The 18,960-nt window shown below is 41.7% G+C and carries 18 protein-coding genes and 1 tRNA gene; 8 read left to right on the forward strand and 11 right to left on the reverse strand.

What is annotated here, in order from left to right:
* The first annotated feature begins 50 nt into the window (after positions 1-50).
* From tsf to DCK90_RS11445, 7 genes are all read left to right on the forward strand, one after another.
* A complete protein-coding gene (tsf, locus tag DCK90_RS11415; protein ID WP_108246344.1) occupies positions 51-875 on the forward strand; it encodes a translation elongation factor Ts in 825 nt (274 codons plus the stop codon).
* Between the two features lie 131 nt (positions 876-1,006).
* Entirely contained in the window at positions 1,007-1,714 is a 708-nt protein-coding gene (pyrH, locus tag DCK90_RS11420) for a UMP kinase (RefSeq protein ID WP_108246345.1), read from the forward strand.
* Positions 1,715-1,756: 42 nt separating this feature from the next.
* Positions 1,757-2,311, forward strand: coding sequence for a ribosome recycling factor (gene frr / locus DCK90_RS11425; protein WP_108246346.1), 555 nt, complete (start codon positions 1,757-1,759; stop codon positions 2,309-2,311).
* A gap of 75 nt (positions 2,312-2,386) precedes the next feature.
* Positions 2,387-4,786, forward strand: a complete 2,400-nt coding sequence (locus tag DCK90_RS11430) for an efflux RND transporter permease subunit (RefSeq protein ID WP_108246347.1) — start codon at positions 2,387-2,389, stop codon at positions 4,784-4,786.
* 90 nt (positions 4,787-4,876) lie between these two features.
* Positions 4,877-6,310, forward strand: coding sequence for an asparagine--tRNA ligase (asnS, locus tag DCK90_RS11435; RefSeq protein ID WP_108246348.1), 1,434 nt, complete (start codon positions 4,877-4,879; stop codon positions 6,308-6,310).
* A 48-nt stretch (positions 6,311-6,358) separates the two neighbouring features.
* The gene (gene rpoN, locus DCK90_RS11440) at positions 6,359-7,816 is read left to right on the forward strand and encodes an RNA polymerase factor sigma-54 (protein WP_108246349.1); all 1,458 of its coding nucleotides are present in this window, start codon (positions 6,359-6,361) and stop codon (positions 7,814-7,816) included.
* A complete protein-coding gene (locus DCK90_RS11445) occupies positions 7,816-8,418 on the forward strand; it encodes a hypothetical protein (protein ID WP_108246350.1) in 603 nt (200 codons plus the stop codon). The genes rpoN and DCK90_RS11445 overlap by 1 nt, the downstream gene beginning before the upstream one ends.
* On the opposite strand, the gene DCK90_RS11450 is transcribed toward DCK90_RS11445, so the two are convergent.
* The 9 genes from DCK90_RS11450 to DCK90_RS11490 all read right to left on the reverse strand — a co-directional run bounded on the left by DCK90_RS11450 (position 8,413) and on the right by DCK90_RS11490 (position 14,043).
* Complete coding sequence (locus tag DCK90_RS11450) at positions 8,413-9,120, reverse strand: porin family protein (RefSeq protein WP_108246351.1); 708 nt, start codon at positions 9,118-9,120, stop codon at positions 8,413-8,415. The genes DCK90_RS11445 and DCK90_RS11450 overlap by 6 nt on opposite strands.
* 70 nt (positions 9,121-9,190) lie before the next feature.
* Positions 9,191-9,673, reverse strand: coding sequence for an ExbD/TolR family protein (locus DCK90_RS11455; RefSeq protein WP_108246352.1), 483 nt, complete (start codon positions 9,671-9,673; stop codon positions 9,191-9,193).
* 14 nt (positions 9,674-9,687) lie between these two features.
* The gene (locus tag DCK90_RS11460) at positions 9,688-10,293 is read right to left on the reverse strand and encodes an ExbD/TolR family protein (RefSeq protein ID WP_108246353.1); all 606 of its coding nucleotides are present in this window, start codon (positions 10,291-10,293) and stop codon (positions 9,688-9,690) included.
* Between the two features lie 11 nt (positions 10,294-10,304).
* Positions 10,305-10,742, reverse strand: coding sequence for a hypothetical protein (locus DCK90_RS11465; RefSeq protein ID WP_108246354.1), 438 nt, complete (start codon positions 10,740-10,742; stop codon positions 10,305-10,307).
* 26 nt (positions 10,743-10,768) lie between these two features.
* On the reverse strand, positions 10,769-11,497 hold the full coding sequence (locus DCK90_RS11470) for a MotA/TolQ/ExbB proton channel family protein (protein ID WP_108246355.1): 729 nt from the start codon (positions 11,495-11,497) through the stop codon (positions 10,769-10,771).
* A 77-nt stretch (positions 11,498-11,574) separates the two neighbouring features.
* Positions 11,575-11,662 (reverse strand) — tRNA-Ser (locus DCK90_RS11475).
* 66 nt (positions 11,663-11,728) lie between these two features.
* Entirely contained in the window at positions 11,729-12,760 is a 1,032-nt protein-coding gene (locus DCK90_RS11480) for an asparaginase (RefSeq protein ID WP_108246356.1), read from the reverse strand.
* 3 nt (positions 12,761-12,763) lie between these two features.
* Positions 12,764-13,531 (reverse strand): TatD family hydrolase, encoded by a 768-nt coding sequence (locus DCK90_RS11485; RefSeq protein WP_108246357.1) that lies wholly within the window; start codon positions 13,529-13,531, stop codon positions 12,764-12,766.
* Positions 13,528-14,043, reverse strand: coding sequence for a hypothetical protein (locus tag DCK90_RS11490; RefSeq protein ID WP_159075822.1), 516 nt, complete (start codon positions 14,041-14,043; stop codon positions 13,528-13,530). The genes DCK90_RS11485 and DCK90_RS11490 overlap by 4 nt, the downstream gene beginning before the upstream one ends.
* 187 nt (positions 14,044-14,230) lie before the next feature.
* On the opposite strand from DCK90_RS11490, the gene DCK90_RS11495 reads away from it, so the two are divergent.
* Positions 14,231-14,671, forward strand: coding sequence for a retropepsin-like aspartic protease (locus tag DCK90_RS11495; RefSeq protein WP_108246359.1), 441 nt, complete (start codon positions 14,231-14,233; stop codon positions 14,669-14,671).
* A 50-nt stretch (positions 14,672-14,721) separates the two neighbouring features.
* Here DCK90_RS11495 and odhB read toward each other — a convergent pair whose 3' ends face one another.
* On the reverse strand, positions 14,722-15,942 hold the full coding sequence (odhB, locus tag DCK90_RS11500; protein WP_108246360.1) for a 2-oxoglutarate dehydrogenase complex dihydrolipoyllysine-residue succinyltransferase: 1,221 nt from the start codon (positions 15,940-15,942) through the stop codon (positions 14,722-14,724).
* A gap of 22 nt (positions 15,943-15,964) precedes the next feature.
* Positions 15,965-18,769: a 2-oxoglutarate dehydrogenase E1 component gene (locus DCK90_RS11505; protein ID WP_108246361.1), complete on the reverse strand. Its 2,805-nt coding sequence runs from the start codon at positions 18,767-18,769 to the stop codon at positions 15,965-15,967.
* Positions 18,770-18,960: the final 191 nt, after the last annotated feature.

Consider the following 18,960-nt stretch of genomic DNA (forward strand, 5'->3'; position numbering starts at 1 on the left):
AAACACTTTTTTAGTGTTTTACTTTACATAAAATTTTAAAAGAAAACAAAATGGCAAAGATTACTGCCGCAGAGGTAAATAAATTAAGAAAGGCTACTGGAGCTGGTATGATGGATTGTAAAAAAGCTTTGGTCGAAGCTGATGGAGATTTTGACCAAGCCATTGAAATCCTAAGAAAAAAAGGTCAAAAAGTCGCTGCTAAAAGAGCTGACAGAGAATCTTCAGAAGGTGCCGCCATCGCAAAAGTGAACGATGACAACACTCAAGGAGTTGTAATCTCCCTTAACTGTGAGACCGACTTCGTTGCCAAAAACGATAGCTTTGTAAAACTTGCAAACGATTTGGCTGATTTGGCCCTTGGTTTTGACAGCAAAGATGATTTCCTTGCTGCTTCTTTTGAAGGAATGACCGTTGCCGAAAAATTAACAGAGCAAACCGGTGTTATTGGTGAAAAAATCGAAATCGGAAGCTTTGACAAATTGAGTGCTCCGTTCGTTGGTTCATACATTCACGCTGGCAACAAAATTGCTACATTGGTAGGATTGTCCGCTAATGTTGATGGTGCTGCCGAAGCTGCAAAAGACGTAGCCATGCAAGCTGCCGCAATGAACCCAGTTGCACTTAATGAAGAAGGCGTTGATCAATCCATCATCGACAAAGAAATCGAGATCGCCAAAGATCAATTGCGTCAAGAAGGAAAGCCAGAAGCCATGTTGGACAACATCGCAAAAGGTAAATTGAACCGTTTCTTTAAAGACAACACTTTGGTGAACCAAGCTTTCATTAAAGACAGCAAGCAAAGTGTAGCTGAGTACGTTAAATCTGTGGATTCCAGCTTGGAAGTTACAGGTTTTGCAAGAGTTGCACTAGGCTAATTCGCCAACAGAATAATATAAAAAACCGCTTCCCTTACGAAGCGGTTTTTTTATGCCCAGATCTAACCCACAATTCTTCATTTGCCATAAATAATTTTGATTATTTTTGTCCGGACTTCAAGAAACTCTCAATGCATTACAAAAGAATTTTATTAAAACTAAGTGGAGAAGCCCTTATGGGCGAACAACAATATGGTATAGATGCCAAGCGATTGGACGAATATGCCGAAGAAATAAAAGCTGTAATCGAAAAGGGTGTTGAAGTCGCCATAGTTATAGGTGGAGGGAACATTTTTAGAGGTCTGGCCGGTGCCAGTCAAGGAATGGACCGCGTTCAAGGAGACCACATGGGAATGCTTGCAACAGTAATCAACGGTCTTGCCCTACAAAGCGCATTGGAACTCAAGGGAGTTCAGACCCGATTACAATCTGCCATCAAAATCAATGAGGTGGCCGAACCTTTTATCAGAAGAAGAGCAATTCGTCACCTAGAGAAAGGAAGAGTGGTAATCTTTGGCGGTGGAACGGGAAACCCTTACTTCACTACGGATTCAGCCGCCGTTTTAAGGGCCATCGAAATTAAGGCAGATGTTATCTTAAAGGGAACCCGCGTAGATGGCATTTACACTTCTGATCCTGAAAAGGACAAGAACGCCACCAAGTTCGATTCCATTTCCTTTAACGAAGTACTTTCCAAAGGACTTAAGGTGATGGACACCACGGCATTTACCTTGAGCCAGGAAAATGAACTGCCAATTGTTGTATTCGACATGAACACACAAGGCAACTTAATGAAACTAGTATCTGGAGAAAATATAGGAACAGTGGTCAACGTATAAGTTGACATATACTTTGGTTTCAATTTTATAAATTTGAAAGTTATGGACGAAGAAGTAAAATTTATTCTTGATAGCACAAAAGAAAGTATGGAAGCAAGTATTGAGCACTTGCAAAAGGCATTGACCAAGATTAGGGCAGGTAAAGCAAGCCCCATCATGCTTTCTACGGTAATGGTAGACTACTACGGTTCCCAGACACCACTTTCCCAAGTATCCAACATCAATACCCCCGATGCGCGCACACTATCAGTTCAACCCTGGGAAAAAAATCTATTGGGTGAAATAGAGACCGCCATCATGAATGCTAATTTGGGATTCAACCCAATGAACAATGGAGAAACCATAATCATTAACGTTCCTCCGTTAACGGAAGAGCGAAGGATACAATTGGCAAAGCAAGCAAAAGGTGAAGCCGAAGATGCCAAAGTAAGTATACGAAGTGCTAGACAAGAGGCAAATAAAGAATTGAAAGCACTGGATATTTCCGAAGACCTGCTGAGCAACGCCGAGGTAGATGTCCAAGAACTCACCAATACATACAGCAACAAGGTGGATGCCATTCTCTCTGCTAAAGAAGCAGAGATCATGAAGGTATAAAACTTAGATTTTGACCAGCTACTTTCCTAGGAACACAGCATATCATTTTCTACCTTTGCGGCCAACAAAACCCAAATGGTAGCAAAGCTCACTAAAGGATTTTGGCCCAAGGTCGCAAGCATTATACTCCGCAATAGAATCCTGATTCTTTTGGCGGTTATCGGCATTACCGTTTTTTTGGCCATGCAATGGAAAAACATGCAGTTTTCCAATACAGAAGCCAATATTCTTCCAGACGACCATCCAGCTAGTATTCAATACAATGCATTTACCAAAATATTCGGTGAAGAAGGCAATGCCATTGTTCTCGCTATAAGGGATTCAGCCCTATTTACACCAAAAAACTTTAACCGTTGGAACACATTGAGCAAACAGCTCGATGCATTTCCCGAGGTTGATTATGTGATTTCCTTAGAGAACTTAAAGGAGCTCATTAAAGACAATGAGACCCAAACCTTCTCCATGGAACCTTTGATTTCAAAGCCTCCGAAGACAAAGCAGGAAATCGACTCCCTTACCAACCACCTGTTCAAAGAACTCCCATTTTACGATAACTTGGTGTACAATCCAGAGAGCGGAACTATACAGACGGTAGTTTATCTGGACAAGGACATTATGAACACCGCAGTAAGAAACGAGTTTATCCTGAACGATCTTGCTGAACTCGTGGAAGACTTTGAACAAGAGACCCAGATGGATGTTCGCATTTCCGGGATGCCCTATATCCGTACTTGGAACACCAAATCCATTGTTGATGAAATCGGACTGTTTATCGTAGGTGCACTCTTGGTCACATCCATTATATTTTTCTTTTTCTTTAGGAGTTTCAGGGCAACCTTTATCTCCATGTGCGTGGTTATTATCGGTGTAATGTGGGCCTTTGGAATTCTTGGACTCTTAAGATATGAGATTACCATCCTAACGGCACTTATTCCACCTTTGATCATTGTAATCGGTATCCCGAACTGTATTTTCTTGATCAACAAGTACCAGCAAGAGGTCAAAAAACATGGCAATCAAGCTCTTTCCCTTCAGCGGGTGATTTCCAAAATCGGTAATGCCACATTAATGACGAACATTACCACAGCATCGGGTTTTGCCACCTTCATTATTTTGGATAGTGATCTGCTTAAAGAGTTTGGTATCGTTGCCTCCATCAATATTATCGGGATTTTTATTCTTTCCCTATTGATCATCCCTATCATTTATAGCTTTATGCCGCTTCCCAAAACCAAGCACCTAAAGCACCTGAACAAAAAGTGGATGGACTTTTTTGTGAATTGGATGGAAAACATTGTTAGAAATCATAGGATTGCCGTTTACATTACCACGGTTGCCGTACTGGTATTGAGCATCATTGGTATCTATCAGATGCGAATTACCGGTAGCCGGATTGAAGATTTGCCCAAAAACAGCCATTTTTATAAAGACATCCAATTTTTCGAAGCCGAGTTTGATGGCATCATGCCCATGGAAATTGTGGTGGATACCAAACGTAAAAATGGAGTTGTAAAACCTGCAACCCTTAAGCGAATGGACCGCTTGGGAGCTGTTATTGATGAAATCCCAGAACTGTCAAGACCAATTTCCATCGTTGATCTGGTGAAATATTCCAAACAGGCTTATTACAACGGCATTCCAAAATACTATCAGCTCCCTACCAGTCAAGAGAATACTTTTATCATGAACGCGGTTCAAAAGTCATCCACTGGCGGAGCCGACCTCTTACAAAGTTTTGTGGACAGCACAGGTCAAACCGCCCGGTTGACCACCTATATGCGCGATGTAAAAATCGACCGTATGGAGGAAATCGAAAAAGATGTTCAAGAGGCCATCACCAAGGAATTCCCGTCAGACCGCTACAATGTTTTTATGACGGGAAAGGCCTTATTATTTCTGAAAGGCACCAAATACCTCGTAAAAAACCTCTTATTGTCCCTAGCCCTGGCCATTGGATTAATTTCCCTTTTTATGGCCTACCTGTTCCGATCCTTTAGAATGGTCATCATATCGTTGGTGCCCAATCTATTGCCGCTGGTGATAACAGCGGGCGTCATGGGATATTTGGGAGTGCCCATAAAACCATCCACCATTTTGGTATTTAGCATTGCCTTTGGGATTTCCGTGGACGACACGATACATTTCCTGGCCAAATACCGGCAGGAACTCACAGCAAATCGTTGGCACATTAAACGGTCGGTGTATGCGGCCTTGCGTGAGACGGGAGTGAGTATGTTCTACACTTCCATTGTACTATTCTTTGGGTTTTCCGTATTTATCATCTCAAGTTTTGGGGGCACCAAAGCGTTGGGAGGACTGGTATCGGCAACATTGCTCTTTGCCATGCTATCCAATTTGATCCTATTACCTTCCTTGCTATTGTCTTTGGAACGAAGCATTGCCAACAAGCAAGTGCTCAAAAAGCCCCAAATCGACATTTTACCGCAGGAAGAGGACAACCTAAAGGACAAATAGTGCTTGTCAACAGCATAAATTAGGCCAATCCATTGCCATCATTTTTTATCAAAAACCTATCTTTACCAACTAAATCACGATAGTTTTAGAATGATGTCTTATTCCATAAAAGAATTGCTAGCAAAGCAACCCGTAGGAGATTCCGTTGAAGTAAATGGATGGGTAAAAACCTTTAGAAGTAACCGATTTATCGCATTGAACGATGGTTCCACCATACATAATATTCAGTGCGTCGTGGATTTTGAAAATTTGGACGAGGCATTGCTCAAAAAGATTTCGACCGGGGCTGCCCTAAAAATCACAGGGACGTTAGAGGAAAGCCAAGGTCGAGGACAAAGTGTGGAAATCCAGGCCACGGATATATTCGTGCATGGAACCGCCGACCCGGAGACCTACCCCATTCAACCTAAAAAACACTCATTGGAATTTTTAAGGGAAAAAGCGCATCTTAGGGTTCGTACCAACACTTTTTCTGCCGTAATGCGAGTAAGGTCGGTACTTTCGTTTGCCGTTCACAGCTATTTTCAGCAGAATGGATTTTATTATATGCACGCCCCAATCATTACAGGTTCAGATGCAGAAGGTGCCGGTGAAATGTTCCGAGTGTCAACTTTGGATGCCAAAAAACCTCCATTAAATGATTCCGGCGAAGTGGATTACTCCGAGGACTTTTTTGGAAAGGAGACCAACCTCACCGTATCAGGACAGTTGGAGGCTGAAACCTATGCCATGGGATTGGGCAAAGTATATACCTTTGGACCTACGTTTAGAGCTGAAAACTCAAATACTTCACGCCATTTGGCAGAATTCTGGATGATAGAGCCCGAGATGGCCTTTTATGATCTGGATGCCAATATGGACTTAGCTGAAGACTTCATTAAATATATAATTCAATACGTTCTGGACCATTGCCAGGATGATCTTGAATTCTTGGAAAAACGTCTTTTGGACGAAGAAAAAGGCAAGCCCCAGAACGAACGTTCAGAAATGTCGTTAATAGAAAAATTAAAGTTCGTGGTAGAGAACAACTTTAAAAGGGTATCCTACACCGAAGCAATCGACATCCTTAAGAACAGCAAACCCAATAAAAAGAAAAAATTCCAATTCCCTATTGATGAATGGGGTGCGGATCTGCAAAGTGAGCACGAGCGTTTCTTGGTAGAAAAGCACTTTAAATGCCCCGTAATTCTTTTTGATTACCCTGCGAACATCAAAGCGTTTTATATGCGCTTGAACGAGGATGGCAAAACCGTTCGTGCCATGGATGTACTTTTTCCTGGTATTGGCGAGATTGTAGGTGGATCACAAAGAGAAGAGCGTCTCGAGGTATTGGAACAAAAAATTAAGGAATTGGATATTGATGCCAAAGAACTTTGGTGGTACCTTGACCTTAGAAAATTCGGTACCGCCGTCCATAGTGGTTTTGGACTAGGTTTTGAGCGCATGGTGCAATTTACCACCGGAATGGGCAACATTAGGGACGTAATCCCCTACCCTAGAACGCCGCAGAACGCCGAGTTTTAATTTGATTTTATTATTTTAAGAAAGTAAGATTGTAAATCATCAATCCGTATGCTGAAACAACATCTACAGTTTAAACTTTCCCAAAAACTGTCTCCACAGCAGATTCAGCTCATGAAGCTTATTCAATTGCCGACCCAGGCCTTTGAACAAAGGCTGAAGCAAGAGCTGGAAGAAAATCCTGCATTGGAGAGCGGTAAAGAGGAAACAGACGTGCTGGATGACATGTATGAGGATACTTATGATGAATCGGACGATAACGAAAGTATAGACACGGAGGAAATCAATATTGACGATTATCTGAGTGATGATGAAATACCCGATTACCGGACCCAGGCCAATAATTACAGTGCAGATGACGAGGAGAAAAGCGTGCCGTATGCCGCTGGCATCTCTTTTACACAGTATTTGCTGAATCAGCTCAACACCGTTTATCTAGACGATGAGGAATGGGCCATTGCCGAATTTTTGGTAGGCAGTGTGGACGAAAGTGGCTACATACGCAGACCTCTTGCGGACATTATGGACGATCTTGCCTTCACCCAAAATATTTATGCCGAAGAGGAGAAGATAAAACATGTTTTAAAGATTGTTCAGGACCTAGACCCCCCAGGGGTGGGTGCCCGCTCGCTGGACGAGTGCCTCATCATACAATTAAAGCGCAAGGAACAAAAGCCTTCCATAGAACTAGCCATCAATATACTGGAACGTTCTTTTGAACATTTTACCAAAAAACATTACTCCAAACTCATACAAAAACATCATGTTTCAGAAGAGGAACTCAAAGATGCAATTTCTGAAATAGAGAAATTAAATCCGAAACCAGGAGGATCATATTCTGGAAGTACTCGGATGATAGAGCATATCGTCCCTGACTTTTCCATTAAAATCGTGGACGGTGAACTGGAACTGAGCCTAAACGGAAGAAATGCACCTGAGCTTCATGTTTCCAAGGAATACAGCAATATGCTGGAAGGCTATAAGAACGCCAAGGAAAAATCCAAATCACAGAAGGATACTGTGATGTTCATCAAACAGAAATTGGATGCCGCCAAATGGTTTATTGATGCGATAAGACAGCGCCAACAGACGTTGTTCATCACCATGAGTACGATCATGGAATATCAAAAAGAATATTTTATGACTGGGGACGAACGCAAGTTGCGCCCTATGATCCTAAAAGATATTGCCGATAAGATAGATATGGACGTGTCCACCGTATCAAGGGTGGCGAACAGCAAATATGTGGACACTCCCTATGGCACCAAGCTGATTAAGGATTTCTTCTCCGAAGCCATGAAGAACGAGCAAGGTGAGGATGTATCAACAAGGGAAATCAAAAAGATTTTGGAGACTGTAATTCGTGATGAGGAAAAGAAAAAACCCCTTACGGATGCAAAATTGGCCAAGATTCTAAAAGAAAAAGGGTATCCGATTGCCCGACGAACCGTGGCCAAATACCGGGAGCAGCTAGATATCCCAGTAGCAAGGCTACGAAAAGAAATTTGATGCGCCACGTATACAACATTATATCTTACCTTTTCCATCCTTTGTTCATACCGATTGGAGGGACTATAGTGTATTTTTTGGTGGCTCCTTACAGCACTTTAGAGACCCAAAGTGGGAACATACTCCCCATTTTTATACTAACGGTGATTATTCCGATTATTTTTTTCCTGATCTTGAAAAATCTCGGTGTAATCAATTCCATATTTTTACCGACCATTCAAGAACGCAAATATCCGCTCTATATTAGCTGTATTATCTTTTTGATGATATTGTATAAGGTAATACCCAATAATTACGTACACGAGCTCTTTTATTACTTTACCGGGCTCTTAACGGCTACCACGGCTACCATTGTCCTGTTGTTTTTTCGATTCAAGACCAGTATGCACCTTTTGGGGATGGGAAGTATTCTGACCTTCATGGTTGCGTTGAGTATTCATTTTGAGATCAACATCACCATCGCCATTAGTTTGTTTACCCTATTTACCGGAATGGTAGCTACATCCAGATTATACCTAAAGGCCCATACAAAAAATGAGCTGTTGATTGGTTTTATGCTAGGATGCTGCTCCCAGCTTATAATTCTCAAATACTGGCTATAGAATATAAAAGGTGAGTCCCACCCTTAGAACTCTCAAATCGATGGATTCACCTGCAATTGAAGCCCCTTCTTTCAACAAAGGATTTAAACTATAATAGGCGTGGATGTTCCATGTATTGTATCCAAAATTCAGCATAAGACCGTACTGCAGAGCATCAATGTCATCATTTGAAAAAGAAACATTACCTTCATCGGTAACCAATTTAGATCTTCCAGAAAACACGTACCCCAATTTGGCTCCTGCATATATTCTCCAAAACCTATATTCTGTCGCTGTAGATGTACGCCACCTAACCTCTAAAGGGAATTCTATTGCATGTGTTTCCAATTTACTGCGGTTGAAGTTCTCATCATCTAAAATCTGGTAAGCCCTTACATCACCATCTTCCGTGACACCCATATTGGAATAATACGAATTAGCGGCATAGCCCAAACCAACACCAAGTCCAAAGTTCCTTCTTTTGTTGAGCGGAATATCTTTAATAAAACCAAGTTGAAGATTATAGGAAAGGTTGCGTTGATCTAGTGCATCCGGACTATTCAACAACACGTTATATCCCACACCTACGTAAAACTGGTCTTCCAGGTAATAACTATCCACAGGTTGTGCTTGTATGCTATCTGTAGCTGATTGGCCCAAAACAAAACAAGAGCACAGCATACTTAATGAAAAAATCGAAATCTTATAAAACAACTGAATCATGTGACAATTTAAAACAAAAAACGCCCCAAATTAAAATTTGGAGCGTTTCCCACTAAATCTAAGCTATTGCCTACTGTAGATTGTTAAAAGCATCTCCCTCGTAAGTGGTATAATTCACTTTAAGGGCATTAACTTCTCTCAATTGTTGCTTAATGTCGGTAATAAGACCCATATTGGCCTCTTTATCGACCTTCAAAGCAGTAGTCAATACATTTTGAAGTTCTTGCGGTTTCTTTGCACGTTCTGCCAAAATAAATGAACCTACTTCGTCCACATTGGCAAATTTATCATTCAATTGGATCTTTGGCTCTGTTCCAAAAACCTTTTGATATTCTTGAGTAGGTGTCCCTACATAAATGTAAATAACGCGATCCTTCTTTTCCAACTTCTTAATTTCCGAAGCGTTTGGAAGGGTGTTGGCAACCATTAAAGAACTATCCTTCATCGTGGTCACTGTCATAAAGAAGAAAAGCAGCATGAAAACGATATCTGGCAACGAAGCTGTTGACACCGCTGGTAAATCTCCTTCCTTCTTTTTGGTAAACTTAGCCATATTAAATATAGTTTTTAATCGGTTGTTGTTTCTGCTTCTGAAAGCTTTTGCGGAAACATATCTTGGATACGCTTTACTTTATCTTTCAGTTCATCTCTTACGTTTGATGGTGTCTCTGGGTCCAAATATTTGGATTCCATCGTTGTAAAGTCTGAACCATACAAACGCTGAGCTTCACGGTTACGCAAGTCATTGTACGCTCCCACCAACTCGTTTTGGACGGTTATGTATGTACTATACTTGGTTTCCCTATCGTTCTTCAACGAAATGATCGCTTTTGTTGGGTTATCTGATGAAGAGGGATCTTTCTTACCTTTACAATAAGTGCAAGATCCATCGGCGCCGTTTTCCAAAAAGGCGGTGGCCGCTTCTCTCAAATCCTTAATTTCCATCAAATTATCCTCAACCAAAAGTTGTCCATTTCTGTTGATGTTCACAGTAAAAATGTTTTTCTGCTTAATCACAACATCTTGCTCTGGCGGCTCTATTGGCGGTAGCATACGGTCCAAACCTGCATCTGTTTCAATGGTGGTGGTCACCAAGAAAAAGATCAGCAGAAGGAATGCAATATCCGCCATGGAACCGGCATTTACTTCCGGCGCACCTTTTCTTCTAGGCATAATTCAACTTTTTACTTTACAAACATTCTTTTCAAACCTGGTACTATCATTAGAATTACCGCTATAAGCGTAAGGATGAAAAATACGTTCAATCCCATTCCAATGTTTTTCACAGTTCCTTCCGTGGTCTCAATACCTCTTTCGGACATTGTTTCGACCACAGCCATATTATCTGAAGAAATCCCATAAGATATAGCTACGATGATAGCTAACCCGCCAATGGCGAAAAGGGCTTTCTTGACACTACCTTTTGTGGTGAACAATTTTGCCAACCCGAACACTACTGAAGTAATCACAGCAATAGCCAAAAGGATATACATTATAATGAACATGAAGTTCATCGCGCCACTTTTAATGGCATTTGGATCATCGGCAGACGGAAGAGAGAACCAAAGTACGGCTGCTACCAATCCGATGACGATGAGCAATATTTTTACTATTTTATTCATGATTCTCGATAGATTTTAATTCGTAATTATTTCTTGTGGGCAGCCAACATATCAATCAAAGCGATTGAGCTGTCTTCCATATCGTTTACGATACTATCGATTTTTGCAATAATATAGTTGTAGAAAATCTGAAGGATAATCGCTGTGATCAAACCGAATACGGTTGTCAATAACGCTACCTGGATATCTCCTGCAATCAAAGATGCACTCAAGTTACCTACTGCTGCAATTTTCTGGAAGGCCGCAATCATACCGATTACCGTACCCATGAACCCAAGCATAGGAGCAATAGCGATAAACAAAGACAACCAAGAAACGTTTTTCTCCAATTGTCCCATTTGTACGCCACCGTAAGCCACTACAGCTTTCTCAGCAGACTCAAGTCCTTCATCAACTCTATCCAAACCTTGGTAATAGATAGAAGCAACAGGTCCTTTTGTGTTTCTACAAACTTCTTTGGCTGCTTCAACACCACCAGAAGCCAAAGCGTCCTCAACTTGTTGCTTCAATTTGGTAGAGTTGGTAGTTGCCAAATTCAAATAAATAATTCTTTCGATGGCAACGGCCAATCCCAAGATCAAACAAAGCAATACAATTCCCATGAAGGCAGGACCCCCTTGGATAAATTGCTCTTTCAATACTTGGGTGAAGCTAGCGCTGGCTTCAGCTTCTTCTTGTAACATTGCTGCAGATGCAGTTGTTGTTCCCATCACAAACATTCCAGCAGCAGCCAGAGTAAAGGATATTTTTTTCATTTTACTTAAACTTAAATTTAGTTAGTTAATAATATAAAGATATAAAAATTTTACAATTGAAAAATTAAAATACCTAGCAGAGAGGAAGGGATTCGAACCCTCGATACACTTTTGGTGTATACACACTTTCCAGGCGTGCGCCTTCGACCACTCGGCCACCTCTCTATTGTTCCATTTAGGCCGACCAATAAACGAAAAATTTATTAGTTATAGAAATTTGATGCGTTAATTTTACACCATCTCACCACGAAGGGGCGTCTCAAAAATTGTCTTGAACAATTTGTCGGGAACCCCCGTCCCCAATAGGTACATCGCTTTTGTTATGGCTGCCTCGGTTGTAATATCCTTTCCGTTAACCAGTTGCATCTCCCTGAGTTTTTCACTCGTTTCATAATGCCCCATAAAAACACTTCCTCCCGAGCATTGGGTAACATTAATTATGTGCAATCCATTTTCTACGGCTTTTTTTATCGCATTTAAAAACCATTCGTCCATTGGAGCGTTTCCAGCCCCATAGGTTTCCAAGATAAGCGCCTTTAAATCGGGAATATTCAGCACCGATCGCAGCACATTTTGATTGATTCCCGGGAAAAGTTTCAAAATCGCGACCCCATCATCCATCTTTTTATGGACTTGAAGCGACTTGCTTTTGGTCACTTTTTTGATCAAATAGTTCTCGTGCACCTTCAAATGGACACCGGACTCCACCAATGGGGGATAGTTTAATGAATTGAAGGCCTCAAAGTGTTCCGCATTTATCTTGGTGGTTCTATTGGCACGATAGAGCTTATATTCAAAATACAGCCCAACCTCGCGCAACACGGGCTTTCCCTTTTTCCGAAGGGCCGCAATCTCTATGGAAGTAATCAGGTTTTCCTTGGCATCTGTTCGTAAATCTCCGATGGGCAATTGGGAACCCGTAAAAATTACCGGCTTCTCCAAATTTTCCAACATAAAGCTCAATGCCGATGCGGAATAACTCATGGTATCGCTGCCGTGCAGCACCACAAAACCATCATTGTCATCATAATGCTCTTCGATGATGTCCGCAATTTTGACCCAATACTCAGGATTCATATTGGAGGAATCGATGGGATTTTCGAAGGACACACCACTGAGATTACAATCCAATTGCTTCAGCTCCGGTATATTTTTTACCAGTTCATCAAAATTGAAGGCTTTGAGCGCTCCGGTTTTATAATCCTTTACCATACCTATGGTACCCCCGGTATAAATCAGTAATATGTTGCTTTTCTTTTTCATAAATCAAACTCCAAAGATGTTTTTTGAGTTTTCCGTGGTAATCTTGGCAATTTCCTCCTCGGGCATACCATATATGGAAGACAGTTTTTCCAACACCTTTATTATATAGGAGCTCTCGTTCCGTTTTCCGCGATATGGTGTCGGCGCCAAATACGGGGCATCGGTTTCCAGTACAATGTGCTTGATGTCGATTTCATTCAAAAATTGGTCTATTTTACCATTTTTGAACGTAGCCACTCCTCCAATGCCCAACTTCATGTTATAAGATATGGCCTGATTCGCCTGTTCCAAAGTCCCTGTAAAACAGTGAAAAATCCCGAAGAGCTCCTCGTCTTTTTCTTGTTCCAATACTTCGAAGACCTCATCAAAGGCATCTCGACAATGAATCACTATGGGTAATTGATGCTTTTTTGCCAACTGAATCTGATAGGCAAAAGCATCTTGTTGTTGCTTTAAAAAAGTTTTGTCCCAATACAGGTCCACCCCTATTTCCCCTACAGCGTAGAATTTTTTCTTGGCCAACCACTCTTCCACATGGGCCAACTCATCTTTATAGTTTTCCTTGACATGTGTTGGATGCAGACCCGTCATCAAAAATACATTATCGGGGTAATCGGACTCCAAATCCAACATAGATTGCGTGTAGGTCGAATCAATGGCAGGGATAAAAAAGCGCTCCACCCCAGCATCTAGGGCACGCTGCATCATTTCACTCCTATCCTCATCAAAGGCCTCACTATATAAATGCGTATGCGTATCGGTTATAATCATTGATTTGAATTGTTTTCTTTAACGGAAACCGAATCCATTCTGTTTTTAAAAACATCTATGGCTTTTTTGAATTTTATCGCCCCCTCCTTGGTTTGATCATAAATAAATCCATCCAATTCAGGATGATGCTCTGAAATCCAAGACACCAAACTTTCCCGTTTGGCAGTCCACAAAGAATCATTGAAATCCACATATTCCACAACATCGATTTGGTGGATGGCATCTCCCTCTATTTTAAAAACTTCGTTCGTAAAAAATGGTCCTTCATGCAGAAAGTTGATTCGCTCACATTCCTTGGAAACCAATAAATGTAACTCGTCTCCTTTTTCTTCTAGTTCCAAAATCTCATATTTGGGATGAAACACAGAATCCCATTCGAACAAGTGGCGATATTCCAACTTGGAAAAAGTTCGCTTATAACTCATTTCATTAAATCGGATGCTATCCTGAAAAAAACCAATCACCTTGGCGTAATCGGAATTGTTCAGCGCTTGATAATACTCGCGGACCAAAGTCTTTTTATCAATTTTTTTTGAAGAAGGACCGCAACCCCAAAGCATGCCTAAAAAAAGGACCGTAATAATTATATTCGTTAATCGGGAAGTTATCATACCACAAAAATAGACTTATCTTAGATGCCCCAAAAACTTTGTTTCTGATATTACATTCCTAAAGTCCCCTCAAGGGACATTCCATATTATGGCATCACTCAAAAAAATTCTTAAATCCAAAGACTACATTAAAATACCTTTGGTACTGACCGAAACCAATCATTTTGAACTTGCAGCCTCTATCAACGGAATAACGGGAAAGTTTATTCTGGATACGGGAGCCTCCAACACCTGCGTGGGGATGGATAAAATCGAATTTTTTGGAATGGCTTCGGAAGCTACGGACATTAAAGCCGCTGGGGCGGGTGCCACGGAAATGGAAACGTTGATCTCCATCAAAAACAAAATCCAAATCGGTGATTGGAAAAAGAAAAAGCAGAAAGTCGTACTTTTTGACCTCACCCACGTGAACCAAGCATTAACCTCGCACAATGCATTGCCCGTTGATGGGATTATTGGTGCCGATGTACTTAAAAAGGGAAAGGCCGTAATCGACTACAATAAAAAATGCCTCTACTTAAAAAAGTAAAGGCATTTGCAAGTTAGAGCGTAGTCGAGAACCTCTCGACACCCATTTTATTATAATTCCAACGCTTTTTTTACGTTGCCATCCATCAACAATTCTTCCGGACTTTCCAATGCTTCTTTTACAGCGACCAAAAACCCAACGGATTCCTTGCCGTCAATAATACGGTGGTCGTAAGAAAGTGCTACGTACATTACAGGCGCAATGGCAATGGCGCCATCCCTAACAATGGCACGTTCTACAATGTTGTGCATCCCCAAAATACCACTTTGCGGTGGATTGATAATTGGAGTGGACAGCATGGAACCGAATACACCCCCGTTGGTAATGGTGAAGGTACCTCCTGTCATTTCATCCACAGTGATCTCACCTTCCCTAGCACGGATGGCCAAACGTTTTACCTCTGATTCGATTCCTCTGAATGTAAGATTTTCTGCATTTCTGATTACGGGAACCATCAGACCTTTAGGCCCTGAAACCGCAATACTGATATCGCAGAATTCGTAGGTGATCATTTCCTTGCCATCGATCATGGAATTGACCGCCGGATACATTTCCAACGCCCGGATTACTGCTTTGGTAAAGAAGGACATAAATCCTAGACTTACGCCATGCTTATTTTTGAACTCTTCCTTGTATTGATTTCTCAACTCGAAAATAGCGGACATATCCACTTCGTTGAAGGTGGTCAACATCGCGGTCTCGTTCTTGGCAGAGACCAACCTTTCGGCCACTTTCCTTCTTAACATGGACAATTTAGAACGGCTTTCACCTCGGTTACCACCTGTTGGGGTCCCCATAGATGGAACAGCTTTTACAGCATCGTCCTTGGTGATGCGTCCATCTTTGCCACTACCGGATACAGAAGAAGAATCGATTCCTTTTTCGTCCAATATCTTCTTGGCTGCCGGAGATGGTGTACCCGAAGCATAGGTTTCCTTTTTAGGCTCCTCTTTCTTTGGCGCTTCTTTTTTAGGTTCCTCCTTTTTGGGCTCCTCTTTTTTATCGGATGCACCGGATGAACCTTCAGGTTTTTCCGCACTGGTATCGATGAGGCAAACTACCTCGCCAACGGCTACGGCATCTCCCACTTCGGCCTTAAGAGTAATAATTCCGCTCTCCTCTGCAGGAAGCTCCAATGTTGCCTTGTCCGAGTCTACTTCGGCTATGGCCTGGTCCTTCTCCACATAGTCTCCATCTTCTACCAACCATTCGGCGATTTCTACCTCTGTAATGGATTCCCCTGGTGAGGGAACTTTCATTTCTAAAACCATTCTATTATAGTTTATACTTGAATTATCTTATTTGCATGTTATCCTTACTCTTATCAAAAACGTAGTCCAGCACTTGGGCATGACGTCTTTTTGAGCGCACCGCACTACCTGCAGCAGGGGCTCCGTAGAACCTACGAGAAGCCACCCTGAACTGCTTGGCCTCGTCCAAATGCATCAACATGTGGCTCCATGCCCCCATGTTACGCGGTTCTTCTTGGGCCCAAACAATATCGTCGGCGTTTTTGTATTTTTTGATAATGCTTCGCATTTCTTCTGCAGGCAAAGGGAACAATTGTTCCACACGTACTAATGCTACATCATCTCTTTCCAACTCTTCACGCTTGTCCAAAAGATCGTAATAGAATTTACCGGTACAGAAAACCAATGTTTTTACTTTGGCCGCTTTTGCATCGGCATCATCTATAACCATTTGGAAACTACCGTTGGCCATTTCCTCTTTAGTGGACACCACTTTAGGGTGTCTCAACAAACTTTTTGGGGTAAATACCACCAAAGGCTTACGGAATTTGGCCTTAGTCTGTCTACGAAAGAGATGAAACAGGTTTGCCGGCGTAGTCACATCCGCAACGAACATATTGTCCTTGGCGCACAATTGTAGGTATCTTTCCATACGCGCTGATGAGTGCTCCGCCCCCTGACCTTCATAACCGTGCGGCAACAACAGCACCAATCCGTTCTGAAGCTTCCATTTGTCCTCTGCCGATGACAAATATTGATCTATAATGATCTGGGCACCGTTACTGAAATCACCGAACTGGGCTTCCCATATGGTCAATGTTTTCGGACTTGCCATGGCATAACCATAATCAAATCCCATAACGGCATATTCCGAAAGTAATGAGTTATAGATATGGAATTTCCCGTTTTGGTTATCTCCCATCTCGTTCAACAGCACCACTTCTTCTTCATGCATCTCTGTTTTGATGACCGCGTGCCTGTGCGAGAAAGTTCCTCGCTCCACATCTTGACCAGTCATCCTAACATCGTAGCCTTCCTCTATCAACGAACCATAGGCCAACAATTCGCCCATCGCCCAATCGAGTTTGTTATCCTCAAAATACATGGAATGGCGACCATCCACCAACTTGACCAATTTTCTCAAGAACTTTTTGTCCTCTGGCAATTTAGTAATGCTCTTGGCAATCTCATCCAATTTCTTGAGGTCGTAAGTGGTATCCATAGGTTTTAGCATCACCTCTTCGGTAACTTGCTCAAAACCTTCCCATTCATCTTGCATGAAAGGGGTTATTCTGGTCTTCTCGATTTTTCTGGAATCCAACAGATTCTCTTCGAGATCGTTCTTGTATTTTTCTTCCAGCTCTTTTACGTAGTTCTCATCGATTATCCCTTCGGCTATCAATTTGGCTGCATAAATATCCCTTGGGTTATCATGCTTGGAAATTGATTTGTACAAAAGTGGCTGGGTAAACTTGGGCTCATCGCCCTCGTTATGCCCATACTTTCTGTACCCCAATAAATCCAAGAAAATATCACGCTTGTAACGCATTCTATATTCCAAGGCAAAGGTAGTGGCATGCACCACGGCCTCAGCATCATCCGCATTTACGTGAAGTACCGGTGAAAGGGTCACTTTCCCAACATCTGTACAATAGGTCGATGACCTTGCATCCAAATAGTTGGTAGTAAACCCGATTTGGTTATTTATAACAATATGAATGGTTCCTCCTGTGGAATATCCATCCAAACGTGCCATCTGGATTGTTTCATAAACAATTCCCTGAGCTGCAAAGGCAGCATCACCATGAATCAAAATTGGTAATACTTCCGAGACATTATCGCTATGGTCGCGATCTTGTTTGGCTCTTGAAATCCCCTCCACGATAGAATTTACGGTTTCCAAGTGCGATGGGTTCGGGGCAATGTTCATATTGACCATTTTCCCTGAATCGGTTTCACGCTTTGAGGTCCATCCCAAGTGATATTTTACGTCACCATCAAAAATGGTCTCTTCGTAATCCTTGCCGTCAAACTCACTGAAGATATCCTTTGGCGACTTCCCAAATATATTGGTAAGCACGTTCAATCGTCCACGGTGGGCCATACCCACTACAAATTGCTTAACCCCTTTGTCTGCAGCTTTTTCTATAATCACATCCAAAGCGGGAATCAAAGATTCTCCTCCTTCGAGCGAAAAACGTTTTTGCCCTACATATTTGGTATGCAAAAAGCTTTCAAAAGATACAGCTTCGTTCAACTTTCGGAGAATGTTCTTCTTCTCCTCAGGGCTATAATCGGGATGGTTGTCGTTCTTATTGAGCCAATCCTGAATCCACTGGATACGTTCCGGGGTTCGGATGTACATGTACTCGACCCCAATGGCATCACAATAAATGCTTTCCAAGTGACGAACGATTTCCTTTAAAGACGCCGGGCCTATACCCAATATTTTTCCTGCATCAAAAGTGGTATCCAAGTCTTCTTTGCTCAGACCAAAGTTCTCTATGTCCAAGGTAGGGACATACTTTCTTCTTTCCCTTACCGGATTGGTTTTGGTAAACAGGTGTCCACGGGAACGGTAACCATCAATCAAGCGGATTACCTGAAACTCTTTCTGCAAGGCTTCGGGCATCTCTACTTTCCTACCATTGGAAAGCACGACCATGCCGCCATCACCCTTATCAGATTCGATTCCCAAATCTTCGAGGGAACCTTCCAAACCAAAATCAAATCCTTGAAAAAAAGCCCTCCAACTGGGCTCAATAGTATCGGGATTCGTTAGATATTTTTCGTATTGCTCCGCAAAAAATGAAGTGTGCGCAGCATTTAAAAATGAATATTTGTCCATTCTTTCTGTTTCTCCAAAACTTTATGGAAAATTTTGTCAAAAATACGGGTTTTAGCATTTATATACTTGTATTCCCGTGAATTTCTTACTCAAATTTACAACTATATCACAGAATAAACAGTAAAGCAATAAAAATGAAATTTTTAACTGAAATTAACAGTGGAAACTAAAAATAATTTAACTTGACCGAC

This window comes from Muricauda brasiliensis, assembly GCF_003057865.1.
In the GTDB taxonomy this organism is placed as follows: Bacteria; Bacteroidota; Bacteroidia; order Flavobacteriales; family Flavobacteriaceae; genus Flagellimonas; species Flagellimonas chongwuensis.